Annotated in this window: 9 protein-coding genes and 1 pseudogene; 6 read left to right on the top strand and 4 right to left on the bottom strand. The window is 70.7% G+C overall.

Annotated elements, in window-relative coordinates; translation table 11 throughout:
* Window positions 1-101 (top strand): annotated as a pseudogene (locus tag AB0I18_RS48945) (GNAT family N-acetyltransferase); the annotation flags it as partial.
* Window positions 102-139: 38 nt separating this feature from the next.
* Here the strand turns inward: AB0I18_RS48945 and AB0I18_RS48940 are convergent.
* Complete coding sequence (locus AB0I18_RS48940; RefSeq protein ID WP_363112332.1) at window positions 140-1,657, bottom strand: M1 family metallopeptidase; 1,518 nt, start codon at window positions 1,655-1,657, stop codon at window positions 140-142.
* Between the two features lie 252 nt (window positions 1,658-1,909).
* Between AB0I18_RS48940 and AB0I18_RS48935 the strand changes: the two genes are divergently transcribed.
* The 3 genes from AB0I18_RS48935 to AB0I18_RS48925 all read left to right on the top strand — a co-directional run bounded on the left by AB0I18_RS48935 (window position 1,910) and on the right by AB0I18_RS48925 (window position 6,958).
* Window positions 1,910-3,871: a Xaa-Pro dipeptidyl-peptidase gene (locus tag AB0I18_RS48935; protein WP_363112331.1), complete on the top strand. Its 1,962-nt coding sequence runs from the start codon at window positions 1,910-1,912 to the stop codon at window positions 3,869-3,871.
* Window positions 3,871-5,160 carry a M14 family metallocarboxypeptidase gene (locus AB0I18_RS48930; protein WP_363112330.1) on the top strand — a complete coding sequence of 430 codons (1,290 nt, stop codon included), beginning with the start codon at window positions 3,871-3,873 and terminating at the stop codon, window positions 5,158-5,160. The genes AB0I18_RS48935 and AB0I18_RS48930 overlap by 1 nt, the downstream gene beginning before the upstream one ends.
* Before the next feature lie 88 nt (window positions 5,161-5,248).
* Window positions 5,249-6,958 (top strand): BCCT family transporter, encoded by a 1,710-nt coding sequence (locus tag AB0I18_RS48925; protein ID WP_363112329.1) that lies wholly within the window; start codon window positions 5,249-5,251, stop codon window positions 6,956-6,958.
* A 27-nt stretch (window positions 6,959-6,985) separates the two neighbouring features.
* Here the strand turns inward: AB0I18_RS48925 and AB0I18_RS48920 are convergent, their stop codons facing one another.
* Complete coding sequence (locus AB0I18_RS48920) at window positions 6,986-7,939, bottom strand: FAD-dependent oxidoreductase (RefSeq protein ID WP_363112328.1); 954 nt, start codon at window positions 7,937-7,939, stop codon at window positions 6,986-6,988.
* A 66-nt stretch (window positions 7,940-8,005) separates the two neighbouring features.
* Here AB0I18_RS48920 and AB0I18_RS48915 point away from each other — a divergent pair, with 66 nt between their 5' ends.
* On the top strand, window positions 8,006-9,025 hold the full coding sequence (locus AB0I18_RS48915; protein ID WP_363112327.1) for an oxidoreductase: 1,020 nt from the start codon (window positions 8,006-8,008) through the stop codon (window positions 9,023-9,025).
* Window positions 9,026-9,268: 243 nt separating this feature from the next.
* Window positions 9,269-10,909: an ABC-F family ATP-binding cassette domain-containing protein gene (locus tag AB0I18_RS48910; protein WP_363112326.1), complete on the top strand. Its 1,641-nt coding sequence runs from the start codon at window positions 9,269-9,271 to the stop codon at window positions 10,907-10,909.
* Window positions 10,910-10,916: 7 nt separating this feature from the next.
* Here AB0I18_RS48910 and AB0I18_RS48905 read toward each other — a convergent pair whose 3' ends face one another.
* Complete coding sequence (locus AB0I18_RS48905) at window positions 10,917-11,498, bottom strand: putative glycolipid-binding domain-containing protein (protein ID WP_363112325.1); 582 nt, start codon at window positions 11,496-11,498, stop codon at window positions 10,917-10,919.
* Window positions 11,499-11,601: 103 nt separating this feature from the next.
* Window positions 11,602-13,865 (bottom strand): Tex family protein (locus tag AB0I18_RS48900; protein WP_363112324.1); only part of this gene is annotated, 2,264 nt, incomplete at its 5' end.

Below are 13,865 nucleotides of genomic sequence, written 5' to 3'. Positions count from 1 at the left end.
CGAACCAGCACCTTGTCGTCGCCGTGCGCGAGGGGCGCGTCGTGGGCACCCTCCAGCTCACGATCATTCCCGGACTGTCCCGCAAGGGCGCGACCGGCTCACAACTACCCGCACCAGCCCATCGACCTGCGCGGAGCGCTCAGTGGTCGTGATGGTCGTGGTCGTCGTGGTGGTCGTGCACCGAGTTGGTCTCCGCGATCTTCTTCCACGACTTCGGCTGCGCGGGAGCCGTGCTCCGCGCCCGGATCGAGGCGTCCCGCGCCGCCGGCGCGCTCGGCTTCGACGCCTGGTACAGCCAGGTGTCGAAGAGAGCGTCGAGCGACTGACCCGAGACCTCCTCCGCGTACCGCACGAAGTCCCCGACGGTCGCGTTCCCGTGGGCGTACCGCTTCGGCCACCCCTTCAGGATGGCGAAGAACGCCTCGTCCCCGACCTCGTTCCGCAGCGCCTGGACCGCCAGTGCCCCGCGGTCGTACACGGCGAGGTGGAACTGGTTCTCCGGCCCGGGGTCCCCGGGCTTGACCGTCCAGAACGGATCGTCGGCCGGACGTGACGCGTACACGTAGTCCGCGAGTTCCTGCGCCGTGCCCTCGCCCTCGTGCTCCGACCACAGCCACTGCGCGTACCGCGCGAAGCCCTCGTTGATCCAGATGTCCTTCCACCCGGCCACGGCCACATAGTCGCCGTACCACTGGTGGGCCAGCTCATGGACGACCACGGACACGTTCGTACCGTTGGCGAACTGCCGCGGGCTGTAGAACGGCCGGGTCTGGGTCTCCAGCGCGTACCCGGTGTCGGTGTTCGGGACGTAGCCGCCGAGCGCGTTGAACGGATAGGGCCCGAAATACCCGGCGAGCCAGTCGGCCACCTCCCCGGTGCGCTCGATGCTCGCCCGCGCGGCCCCGTAGTTGTCGCCCAGATCCTTGCTGTACGCGTTGATGATCGGGATGCCGCTCTCCGACGTACCGGTCGTGACGTCGAACTTTCCGACCGCCAGCGTGGCGAGATACGTGGTCTGCGGCTTGTTGGACCGCCAGTTGTACCGCGTCCAGCCGAGGCGTGAACTCGTCGACTGCAGCGTGCCGTTGGAGATCGCCTGGGAGCCGTCCGGCACGGCGACCGACACGTCGTACGTGGCCTTGTCCAGCGGATGGTCGTTGCTGGGGAACCACCACCAGGCCGCCTCGGGCTCGTTCGCCCCGACACCGCCGTCCGGCGTGCGGTGCCAGCTGGTGAACCCGTACGCCGACTTCGAGGACGGCACCCCGCTGTAGCGCACCACGACGGTGACGGCCGTGCCCTTGGGCAGCGGGTTCTTCGGTGTGACCTCCAGCTCGTGCTCGCCGGACGTGGCGAACGATGCCTTGGCGCCGTTGACCCGCACCTCGCTCACATCGAGCAGGAAGTCCAGATTGAACCGCGAAAGATCCTGTGTGGTGGTGGCCAGGAGGGTCGCCGTGCCCTCCAGCCGGTCCGACTCCGGCTGGTACTTGAGCCGGAGGTCGTAGTGCGAGACGTCGTATCCGCCGTTGCCGTAGGCCGGGTAGTAGGGGTCGCCGATGCCCGGGGCCCCGGGTGAGTAGCTTGCCGCCGATGCCGGGATGGCCAGCAGCAGGGCGGCCGCGAGTGCGCCCGGGGCGATGAGTCTGCGGTGCACGTCAAGCTCCAAGTGGTAGGGGCACGAGGTCTGTCCGGAGCCTATTCATTCCCTGTGGGCCCGGCTGTGTCCACCACCGCTCTCGTCACACGATCGCCATTCGGCCGACATGAGTGACTTCGTCCGACGCACCTTTCAAGCCACATTCCGAACCACACCTCGAGCCACGTCTCAAGCCACACGTGGGGGCATCCCCCCGGGCACCTCAATGGCCCTCTTTTGCCCAGGAGTTGACCGGAGTACCTTCCGCGCATGCGGACACGTGCGCGCTACATGCGCCTCACCACCTGGAGATCGCTCGCGACGGCGGCCACCGCCGCCCTGATGGCCACGCTCCTCACCCCGGCCGCCGCCCACAGTGCGCCGCGGGAGAGCCGGCCCGTTTACTCGTACGAGAACGCCATCCGCGAATCCGTATGGGTCGACACCGGACTCGACGGCGACACCGACGGGAAGGCCGACCGGGTCGCCGTCGACATCGTCCGGCCGCGCGAACCCGCGCAGCGGGGCCGCAAGATACCCGTGATCATGGACGCCAGCCCCTACTACTCCTGTTGCGGACGCGGCAACGAGAGTCAGTTGAAGACGTACGACGCGAACGGCGACGTCGTCCAGATGCCGCTCTACTACGACAACTACTTCGTGCCGCGCGGCTACGCCTTCGTCGCCGTCGACCTCGCCGGAACCAACCGCTCCGACGGCTGTGTGGACGTGGGCGGCCGCTCCGACATCCAGTCCGCGAAGGCCGTGGTCGACTGGCTGAACGGCCGGGCCAAGGGCTACACCTCCCGCACGGGCAGCGCGAAGGCCAAGGCCGGCTGGACCAACGGCAAGACGGGCATGATCGGCAAGAGCTACGACGGCACCATCGCGAACGGCGTCGCCGCCACGGGTGTCGAAGGTCTGGAGACGATCGTCCCGATCGCCGCGATCTCCTCGTGGTACGACTACTACTTCGCCAAGGGCGCCCCGCTCTACAACTCCGGCCCCGACCGGCTGGCGAACTACGTCGAGAGCCCGGACGCGCGTGCCAGGTGCGCCGCCGTGCAGAAGCAACTCGTCGACGGGGCCCCGCGCACCGGCGACCGGACGAAGTTCTGGGGCGAGCGCGACTACGTGAAGGACGTCGGAAAGGTCGACGCGAGCGTCTTCGTCATCCACGGCATGCAGGACCTCAACGTCCGCCCCAAGCACTTCGGCCAGTGGTGGGACGGCCTCGCGGAGAACGGCGTCGACCGCAAGATCTGGCTGTCCCAGACCGGCCACGTCGACCCCTTCGACTTCCGCCGCGCCGTGTGGGCCGACACCCTGCACCGCTGGTTCGACCACGAACTCCTCGGCTACGACAACGGCATCGACGACGAGCCCATGGCCGACCTCGAGCACGCCCCCGACCAGTGGGTCACGTCGGCCGTCTGGCCGCCGCGCACCACCGACACCGTGAGCTTGCGCTCCGGCAAGGGCGACGCGGCCGGCGTCGGCACCCTCGGACTGCGGCGCGGATCGGGCACCGAGACCTTCACCGACGACCCGCGCCAGGACGAGACCGACTGGGCCGCGCAGATCGACCAGTCCACTTCCGGCAAGGCCGGATTCATCACCAAGCCGCTCACCAAGAGCCTGCGCCTGTCCGGCTCCGCCGAGGTGACCGTCACCGCCACGCCGAGCACCTCGACCGCCCACCTCTCCGCGGTCCTCGTCGACCTCGGCCCGGACACCATCCGCGACTACGCCACCGCGGGCGAGGGCATCACCACGCTCACCGACCGCACCTGCTGGGGCCCCAGCACCACCGGCGACAGCTCCTGCTTCAAGGAGACGCGGGCCAAGACCGCGGACGTCGACTACACGGTGTTCAGCCGCGGCTGGGCCGACCTCGGCAACCACGCCTCGGACCTGAAGGGCGTCCCGCTCACCCCGGGCAAGCCGTACACCATCACCCTCGACCTGCACGCGAGCGACCACGTCGTCCCGGCCGGCCACCGCCTGGCGCTGATCGTCGCCGGCACCGACAGGGACCTCATCGACCCGCCGTCGAGCACACCCACGCTCACCCTCGACCTGGCCCGTACGTCGGCCCGCGTGCCGCTCGTCGGAGGCGCCGCCGCCTTCGTCCGCGCCACCGCGGGATCCGCGTACATCACGCCCGAGGCCACCCTCGACGGAGTCGCCGAGCCCCGTCCCCCGCAGCGCGTCCCCGGAGGCAGCAACTGATGACGCCCGGACACATACGCCACGCAGCAGTCCTCGCCGTGTCGGCGGCGGTGCTCACCGCACCCCTTCTGACGGCGCCCGCCCACGCGGCCGAAGCCCCGCCGCGCACCGGATTCGAGCAGACCGACGGGGCACGCTGGACCAGCCAGCCCGAGGAACAGGACTTCCTCGCCGCCGTCGACAGGGCGAGCGACCGGGTGTCGATCGCCCGGATCGGCACCACAAAACAGGACCGCCCGCTCCAACTCGTACGCATAGGAGGCAAGCACGGCGCCACCAACACCGTCCTCCTCGTGTGCAGCCAGCACGGCGACGAGCCGTCCGGGCGCGAGGCCTGCCTCACCACGGTCCGCGATCTGGCGTACGCCAAGGACGCCCGCACCCGGGCGTTCCTGGACCGCACCACGCTGCTCGTCGTGCCGACCGCCAACCCGGACGGCCGGGCCGCGGACACCCGCGGCAACAGCGACGGCGTCGACATCAACCGCGACCACCTCGCTCTGCGGACGGCCGAGGGACGCGCCATGGCCGCCGTCGTCCGCGACCGCAGACCCGACGTGGTCTACGACCTGCACGAGTACGGGGCCACGCCCCCGTACTACGACAAGGACCTGTTCGACCTCTGGCCGCGCAACCTCAACACCGACGCGGCCGTGCACGACGAGGCGCAGACCCTGTCACAGGCGTACGTACGGCCCGCGGCCGAAGCGGCCGGCTACTCGACCGGGACGTACGGCATCTGGACCGATCCCGTGACCGGCGATCCCATCAGGCAGGTCGCGGGCGACGGGCAGGAGCGGATCCTGCGGAACATGTCCGGTATCAAACACGGCGTCGGACTGCTCATCGAGAGCCGCGTCGACCCCCTCACGGACGCCGAGCAGGCCGACGAGGCGCTCAACAACCGGCGCCGAGTCCACTCCCAACTGGCCGCACTGGACGGGCTGTTCGACTTCACGGGCGAGCGGCGCACCCGGATCGAGAGGGCCACGACGTCGGCGAGGCTCGCCGGCTACCGCGACAGCGGCCCGGTGTACGTCGGCGGCGCGGACAACGACCCGGCGGAACCGTCCGAGATCATCCAGGACCCGCCCTGCGCCTACCGGCTCACCGCCGGGCAGTACACGGAACTCAGGGACGAACTCGCCCTGCACGGAGTCAAGGTGAGGCAGGACGCCGAGGGCACCTACGTCCCGCTGCGCCAGTCCATGCGCGCACTCGTCCCGCTACTGCTCGACGAACGCGCTCCGTACCATCTCGCCGTCGGGGAACCCGACACCGGCTGCTGAGACAAGTGTGATCGGCGGCACCTGTGGTAGGTCCTAGGTCGTAACGAGAAAGCAGCGTCCATATGGCCTCCACGGGAAGGTGCCGCCGATGACAGAGGACCTGAGGAAGCGAGGAGGCCGGGAAGATCCGTCGGACATTCCCGACGCTCCCGACCATCACACCGACCGGGTGGTGTTCGGCGTGACCGCCGCCATCACCGTCGCCTTCGTGATCTGGGGTGCGGTCGGCACCGACTCGCTGGAGAGCGTCTCCGGGGACATGCTCGAAGGCCTGATCCACAACGGTGGCTGGGCCTTCATCCTGGCCGCCTCCGCCTTCGTGGTCTTCGCGCTGTGGCTCGCGGTCAGCCGCTACGGCGCGATCCGCCTCGGCGCCGAGGACGAGCAGCCCGAGTTCCGCACGGTGTCCTGGGTCGCGATGATGTTCAGCGCCGGTATGGGCATCGGCCTGATGTTCTACGGAGTGAGCGAGCCGCTCTCGCACTACACGACCCCTCCGCCGGGTACCAACCCCGCCGACTCCGCAGACCGCATGGAGACGGCGATGGCCACCACCCTCTTCCACTGGTCGCTGCATCCCTGGGCGATCTACGCGGTGGTCGGCCTCGCCATCGCCTACAGCACGTTCCGCAAGCGCCGCCGCCAGACCATCAGCGCGGTCTTCACCCCGCTCATCGGCGAGAAGCACGCCAACGGCGGCGCAGGCCGCGCGATCGACATCCTCGCGATCATCGCCACCGTCTTCGGCTCCGCCGCCTCACTCGGCCTGGGCGCGCTCCAGATCGGCTCCGGTTTCCAGGAGCTGGACTGGATGGACGACGTCAGCACCGGCCTGCTCGTCGCCATCATCGCCGTGCTGACGCTGGCCTTCGTCGCCTCCGCAGTCTCGGGCGTCGAGCGGGGCATCCAGTGGCTGTCGAACATCAACATGGTCCTCGCGCTGGCGCTCGCCCTGTTCGTGTTCGTCGCGGGACCGACGATCATCATCCTCGACCTGCTGCCCACCTCGATCTTCTCCTTCCTCGGTGACCTGCCCGAGCTCGCCGGCCGCACCGATGCGAGCGGCGGAGAGGGCGTCGCGGACTGGCTGGCCGGCTGGACGGTCTTCTACTGGGCGTGGTGGATCTCCTGGACGCCGTTCGTCGGCATGTTCATCGCCCGCATCAGCCGCGGGCGCACCATCCGCCAGTTCGTCGGCGGCGTCATCCTCGTGCCCAGCACCGTCAGCCTGATCTGGTTCGCCGTCTTCGGCGGTGCGTCGATGAAGCTGCAGGAGGCCGGCCGGCTTCGCGGTGAGACGACCCCCGAGGGCCAACTCTTCGGAGTTCTGCACGAGTACCCCATCGCGACCGCCACCAGCCTGCTCGTGATGATCCTCGTCGGCATCTTCTTCGTCTCGGGAGCCGACGCCGCGTCCATCGTGATGGGCACGCTCTCCCAGAAGGGCGCCCTCGAACCCGGCCGCTTCGTCGTGGTGTTCTGGGGCGTGGTGACCGGAGGCGTCGCCGCCATCATGCTGCTCATCGGCAGCGGTGAGGCCGACGCGCTCACCGGTCTGCGGAACCTCACGATCCTGGCCGCGGCCCCGTTCGCCCTCGTGATGATCGGCATGTGCGTCGCCCTCATGCGCGACCTGCGCCACGACCCGGTCATCGTGCGCCGCGAGATGGGTTCCGAGGCCGTCGGACTCGCCGTGATCGAGGGGCACAAGCAGTACGCCGGCGACTTCGAGATCAGGGTCGGTCCGGGGGCCGGTACGGAGACGGAGGGAGACCCGATCGGGGACGACCACACCTGAGCGCCGGGCCGGGCCGTCGAACCGGGACTATCGGTAGGCGAGCCCGGCCGCCTCCCGGGCGCAGCCCCAGGCCACGGTGATACCCCCACCGCCGTGCCCGTAGTTGTGCACCAGGATCCGGCCGTCAGGCCGGAGTTCACGCTCCAGGCGCACCGCGTGCCGGGCCGGCCGCAGCCCTACCAGGTGCCGCAGCACACGTGCCCCGGCGATCTCCGGGCGCAGTGCCGCGCACCGCGCGACGATCTGCTCGGCCACCGCCGGATCGGGTGTCAGCGACCACTCGTCCTCGTCGGCCGTGCCGCCGAGGACCAGCCGGTCCGGGTGCGGAAAGACGTACGTGGTCGCCCCGGCGGCCGGGTCCACCGAGGTGATCCAGGTGTGGATGCCGGGGTTCTCCACGATCACGAGCTGCCCGCGTACGGGCCGTACCGCCGGGTCCGGTACGAGTTCACGGGCGCCCAGGCCCGTGCAGTTGACGACGACCGGCGCCTCGGCCTCCGCGAGGTCGGTCACCGTGCGCGCCTCGATCGTCCCGCCCGCCTTCAGGAACCGTTCGCGCAGCCACCGCAGGTGCACCGGCATGTCGATCAGCGGCAGCCGCGCCCACATCCCCGTCCCCGCGTACTCCTCGGCTGTCGACGCCCGCAGCCCCGGCAACCGGTCGGCGATCCAGGGCCCCTGCTCGTCCAGCCGCGTCTCACCCTGTACGCCCTCGACCATGCGTACGCCCGTCTCGGCGGGCCGCGCCGCCAACTCCTCGTACACGGTGAGTGATTCCAGGGCCCACTCACGGGCGAGCGTCGCCGGCTCGATGCGGTACGGCCACCACAGCGCGCCGGCAACCGCCGAGGTGGTTCCCTCCGCGGCCTCCCGCGCCCAGACCCGTACCTGCCGGCCGCTCTCGGCCAGAACGACGGCCGTCGTCAGGCCGATGACGCCGCTGCCGACCACGATCACGTCGCCGCTCTGATCTCTCTCCACGTGTGGACGTTAGCGGAATGTGTCATGCCGTGCTCAGAACGCCCTCACTCTGGGGATACTCACAGCATGTCTGCCGAGTACGCGACCTTCGACCTGGCACCGGCGATGCGTGCCGGTGGGGTCCTTGCCAACGGTGACTACCAAGTGCACCGCGACTTCATGGACTTCATCGTGGACGGAAGGCCGCTGCTGTACCAGCTCTCCGACCTCGACGCCGTGTCCCCCCTCGCCTCCGACGTACCGCCCGCGATCTTCACCGCACAGGTGCGCAGCCTGCTGCTGGAAGTCGACGCTCCGCTGGAGGGGAGCCGGTACGTCATCTACGGCTGCCCGGAGTGCGAGGACCTCGGGTGCGGTGCCGTGACCGCGGCGATCGAGCGGCACGGTGACGACTATGTGTGGCGCGACTTCGCCTGGCAGACCGACGAGCACGCGGACCTGGAGCGCAACGGCTACCACGGCATCGGCCCGTTCCGCTTCCGCGGCGCCGACTACCGCGCCGCTCTCGGTTCCCTGCTCACCCGTTCCACGGGCGAACGCCGCCGGGTCCTGCTCATCGGCGCCCGCGCCGCCGTCCTCGCCAAGCTCGCCGCCGCCCTGCGCATCATCGGCATCGGCGCCGAGATCACCAAGGACGCCGCCGAGGTCTCCGCCGACGAACTGCGCACCTACGGCGCCGTCGCCTTCGGCCGTGCGGTCACCGAGCAGGAACGTACCGCCGTACGGCAGTCCTTCGAACGCGCCGGCGTCGACGTCGCGTACGTCGAGGGCCTGGCCCCGATCATCCCGCTGCTGGTCGCCCAGATCGAGCACGCCCTGGACCGCAGCCCGCAGGAACAGCGCCGGCTGACCCGGCTGGTCGCCGCCGACGGAGAGGCCGGCGTCGAGGTCACCTCCACCTGCCGGGTCCAGCTGACCGCGTACCGCCTCGACCGCCTGTACCGCACGCACATGCACGAGGTCTTCGACGGCGTCCTGGAGGCGGGCCGGCACCGGCTCCCGCTGGACGCGAAGGCCACGAAGGGGGAGTCCTTCATCGTGGCGCGGACGTCGGGAGGCGTGCTGGTGGAGCCGATGGCGCGGTGACCTCGGTGGGTGGGCGGGCGCCTACGGGGGTGGTGGGCTGAGTTCGTGGGCGAGTGCGGGTTGTGGTGGGCTGGTCGCTCCCCCACTCTCGGCTTCTCCCCCACTCTCGGCTTCGCTCGATCGGGGGGACCCCCATCGCGGCGGAGTCGCACATTGATACAGCCCCGCGCCCCTGACGGGGCGCGGTCGGCGCGCTGAACCGGGCGCTCGCCCGCGGGACTGGCGATTAGGATCGGCCCCCTGATGACTGCCACCCTCGTCGCCAAGAATCTCGCCGCCGGACACGGCGACCGCTCGCTCTTCTCCGGGCTCGACCTCGTCGTCGCGCCCGGCGACGTGATCGGTCTCGTCGGTGCCAACGGCGCGGGCAAGTCCACCCTCCTGCGGATGTTCGCCGGGCTCCTCAAGCCGGAGGAGGGCGAGCTGCGGCTCTCCCCGCCGGCCGCGACCGTCGGCCATCTGCCGCAGGAGCCGGAGCGGCGCCCCGGCGAGACCGTACGGGACTTCCTGGCGCGCCGTACGGGCGTGGCCGAGGCCCAGCGTGTGATGGACGAGGCCACGCAGGCGCTGGTCGACGGGGCGCCGGGCTCGGACGACGCGTACGCGGACAGCCTGGAGCGGTGGCTCGGGCTCGGCGGCGCCGACCTCGACGAGCGGGCCGAGGAGGTCGCCGACTCGCTCGGTCTGGGCGTCGGCCTGGACCAGCTGATGACCGCCCTCTCCGGCGGCCAGGCCGCCCGCGCCGGACTCGCCTCCCTCCTCCTCTCCCGCTACGACGTCTTCCTGCTCGACGAGCCGACCAACGACCTCGACCTGGACGGCCTGGAGCGCCTGGAACGCTTCGTGTCCGGCCTGCGCGCGGGCACGGTCGTCGTCAGCCACGACCGCGAGTTCCTCACCCGCACCGTCACCAAGGTCCTCGAACTCGATCTCGCGCAGCAGCAGATCACCCTGTACGGCGGCGGCTACGAGGCCTACCTGGAGGAGCGGGACGTGACCCGCCGGCACGCCCGCGAGGACTTCGAGGAGTACGCCGACAAGCGGTCCGCGCTCGAAGGACGCGCCCAGATGCAGCGCTCCTGGATGGACAAGGGCGTCAAGAACGCCCGGCGCAAGGCGAACAACGACAACGACAAGATCGGCCGCAAGTTCCGCAGCGAGGCCAGCGAGAAGCAGGCCGCGAAGGCCCGGCAGACCCAGCGCATGATCGAGCGCCTCGACACCGTCGACGAGCCGCGCAAGGAATGGGAACTGCGCATGGAGATCGCGGCCGCGCCACGCTCCGGTGCCGTGGTCGCCACCCTGCGTGACGCCGAGGTCCGGCGGGGCGACTTCACCTTCGGCCCGGCCACGCTCCAGATCGACTGGGCGGACCGGGTGGCCGTCACCGGCGCGAACGGCGCGGGCAAGTCGACGCTCCTCGGCGCCCTGCTGGGCCGGGTCCCGCTGGACGCCGGCCACGCCACGCTCGGCTCCGGCGTGGTCGTCGGCGAGGTCGACCAGGCCCGCAAGCTGTTCCACGGCCCGGAGGCACTGCTCGACGCGTTCTGCGCGGCCGTGCCCGACACCGAGCCCGCCGAAGTCCGCACCCTGCTGGCCAAGTTCGGCCTCAAGGCGGAGCACGTCCTGCGCCCGGCCGCGACGCTCTCCCCGGGCGAACGCACCCGGTCCGCACTGGCGCTCCTCCAGGGCCGGGGCGTCAACCTCCTCGTCCTCGACGAGCCGACGAACCACCTCGACCTGCCGGCCATCGAGCAACTGGAATCGGCGCTCGACTCGTACGAGGGCACGCTGCTCCTGGTGACCCACGACCGCCGGATGCTCGACGCCGTCCGCACCACGCGCCGCCTGGAGGTCGCGGCGGGCAAGGTGACGGAACGCTGACGTTGACCTAGGTGCCGGCCAGGCGCCGCGCCAGGGTGGGGTAGTCGACGACGCAGCCGTCCGTGTCGAACTCCAGGTCGCTGCGGAAGTCTCCGGAGACGAAGCGGACGCGCCCGCCGTGGTCGGTCCGGGCGAGATGCGTATAGGTCTGCCGCGACACCTGCACGGTCAGGTCCGGCACCGACACCCAGGCCATCAGGAACTCCCGCTCGCCGGGGGCGAGATGGAGCCCGTGGCGCAGCACCGGCATGGTGTTCGTGAGCGGGCACAGACCCAGGTCGCAGTCGAGGGCGCCGTCGACTTCGGGCAGCCGTTCCCCGTCGGCGGTCCAGCGGCCTTCGCCGTCGTGCCGCAGGTCGAGCGCGCGGGTGCCCGAGGCCGTCTCGACCGTCACACACAGCCGACGGGTCACGAAGTCCTCGGCTGTGTCGAGTGTGTACGAGAGCCAGTAGGGCTCCGGGTCCGTCCCGACCGCGCGTCCGTGCGCGCTCAGGGTGCCGGCGTCGTTGTCGCCGTCGAGCACGAGCCAGGCGGTCTCGTACCCGTTGCTTGCCGTGACGTCCCAGGTGATGACGCGCGAGGTGGCCATCCCCTCACTTTACGAGCGGCCGCATGAGCCGCCACGTGAGTCGCGACTTTTCGAGCGGACCGGGCCCGGACTCCGGTGGCGCCGGAAGACCGGGCCCGGGTGCTCAGCGCTTGCCCTTGTCCGGGTCGGTGAGCCCGGCGCGGCGCAGTGCGTCGGCCATCGCGCTGTTGGCGGGGGGCGGCGCCTGACGCGAACCGCCGGCTCCGCCCGCGCGGCCGCCGCCCTGCCGCTGCTGCTGTTGCCGCTGCTGCGGCGGACGTCCCCCGCGCTGGGGGCGCCCACCCCCGCCCTGCTGATCCGCCGGAGCCGCCTCGTCGTCGAGCCGGAGCGTCAGTGAGATCCGCTTGCGGGGGATGTCGATGTCCATCACCTTCACCTTGACGATGTCGCCGGGCTTCACCACCTCCCGCGGGTCCTTGACGAACGTCTTGGACATCGCGGAGACGTGCACCAGACCGTCCTGGTGAACGCCGACGTCCACGAAGGCACCGAAGGCGGCCACATTCGTGACGACCCCTTCGAGCACCATCCCGGAGACCAGGTCGGAGATCTTCTCCACGCCCTCCTTGAAGGTGGCCGTCTTGAAGGCGGGCCGCGGGTCGCGCCCCGGCTTCTCCAACTCCCTCAGGATGTCGGTCACCGTCGGCAGACCGAACGTCTCGTCCACGAAGGCGTCCGGCCTCAGCGAGCGCAGCACCGCCGTGTTGCCGACCAGCGAGGTGACCTCGCTGCCTGCGGTCTTCACCATGCGCCGCACCACGGGGTACGCCTCCGGGTGCACGCTGGACGCGTCCAGCGGGTCGTCCCCGCCCCGGATCCGCAGGAAGCCCGCGCACTGCTCGTACGCCTTGGGGCCGAGCCTGGCCACGCCCTTCAGCGCGGTCCGGGACTTGAACGGCCCGTTCGAGTCGCGGTGCGCCACGATGTTCTCGGCGAGCCCGGAGGTGATGCCGGAGACCCGCGAGAGCAGCGGCGCGGAGGCCGTGTTCACGTCCACGCCGACGCCGTTCACACAGTCCTCCACGACCGCGTCGAGGGAGCGGGAGAGCTTTACCTCGGACAGGTCGTGCTGGTACTGGCCGACACCGATCGACTTCGGGTCGATCTTCACCAGCTCGGCGAGCGGGTCCTGGAGGCGGCGGGCGATGGAGACGGCGCCGCGCAGCGACACGTCCATGCCGGGCAGTTCCTGGGAGGCGAACGCGGACGCCGAGTACACGGACGCGCCCGCCTCGGACACCATCACCTTCGTGAGGTTCAGCTCGGGGTGCTTGGTGATGAGTTCACCGGCGAGCTTGTCCGTCTCGCGGGACGCCGTGCCGTTGCCGATGGAGATCAGCTCGACCGTGTGCTCCTTGGCGAGCCGGGCGAGCTTGGCGATGGCCTCGTCCCACTTGTTCGCCGGCACGTGCGGGTAGATGACGTCGGTGGCGACGACCTTGCCGGTCGCGTCGACGACGGCCACCTTCACACCCGTACGGAAGCCCGGGTCGAGCCCCAGCGTCGCGCGCGTGCCCGCCGGGGCGGCGAGCAGCAGGTCCCGCAGGTTCGCCGCGAAGACGTTGACCGCCTCGTCCTCGGCCGTGGTGCGCAGCCGCAGCCGGATGTCGATGCCCAGGTGCACCAGGAGGCGTGTGCGCCAGGCCCAGCGGACCGTGTCCGTCAGCCACTTGTCGGCGGGGCGGCCCCGGTCGGCGATCCCGAAACGATGGGCGACCATTCCCTCGTACGAGGACGGGCCGGGCTGCTCGGACGGCTCCTCGGGCTCCAGGACGAGGTCCAGGACCTCCTCCTTCTCGCCGCGCAGCAGGGCCAGGACGCGGTGCGAGGGCAGCTCCTGGAAGGGCTCGGCGAAGTCGAAGTAGTCGGCGAACTTGGCGCCCGCCTCCTCCTTGCCGTCCTTCACCTTGGCGGCCAGCCGCCCGCGCACCCACATGCGCTCGCGCAGTTCGCCGATCAGGTCGGCGTCCTCCGAGAACCGCTCGGTCAGGATCGCCCGGGCGCCGTCCAGCGCGGCCTGCGGATCGGCGACGCCCTTGTCGGCGTCGACGAAGGCCGTGGCCGCGGCGAGCGGGTCGACGGACGGGTCGCCGATCAGCCCCTCCGCCAGCGGCTCCAGGCCCGCCTCGCGCGCGATCTGCGCCTTGGTGCGCCGCTTCGGCTTGAACGGCAGGTAGATGTCCTCCAGCCGCGCCTTGGTCTCGGCGGCGCGGATCCGCGCCGCCAGCTCCTCGGTGAGCTTGCCCTGCTCGCGCACCGAGTCGAGGATCGCCGTCCGGCGCTCCTCCAGCTCCCGCAGATAGCGCAACCGCTCCTCGAGCGTGCGCAGCTGCGCGTCGTCGAGCATCTCGGTCGCTTCCTTGCGGT

The organism is Streptomyces sp. NPDC050704, from assembly GCF_040654355.1.
Lineage (GTDB): Bacteria > Actinomycetota > Actinomycetes > Streptomycetales > Streptomycetaceae > Streptomyces.
The sequence above is the reverse complement of the archived record's forward strand: the minus strand, read 5'-3'. Positions and strand labels throughout refer to the sequence as shown.

What these genes read in the sequence shown, in the direction of transcription:
- AB0I18_RS48925 (WP_363112329.1), top strand. Translation starts at nt 5,249, where the DNA reads ATGACAGAGGACCTGAGGAAGCGAGGAGGCCGGGAAGATCCGTCGGAC.
- AB0I18_RS48910 (WP_363112326.1), top strand. Translation starts at nt 9,269, where the DNA reads ATGACTGCCACCCTCGTCGCCAAGAATCTCGCCGCCGGACACGGCGAC.
- AB0I18_RS48905 (WP_363112325.1), bottom strand. Translation starts at nt 11,498, where the DNA reads ATGGCCACCTCGCGCGTCATCACCTGGGACGTCACGGCAAGCAACGGG.
- AB0I18_RS48915 (WP_363112327.1), top strand. Translation starts at nt 8,006, where the DNA reads ATGTCTGCCGAGTACGCGACCTTCGACCTGGCACCGGCGATGCGTGCC.
- AB0I18_RS48930 (WP_363112330.1), top strand. Translation starts at nt 3,871, where the DNA reads ATGACGCCCGGACACATACGCCACGCAGCAGTCCTCGCCGTGTCGGCG.
- AB0I18_RS48935 (WP_363112331.1), top strand. Translation starts at nt 1,910, where the DNA reads ATGCGGACACGTGCGCGCTACATGCGCCTCACCACCTGGAGATCGCTC.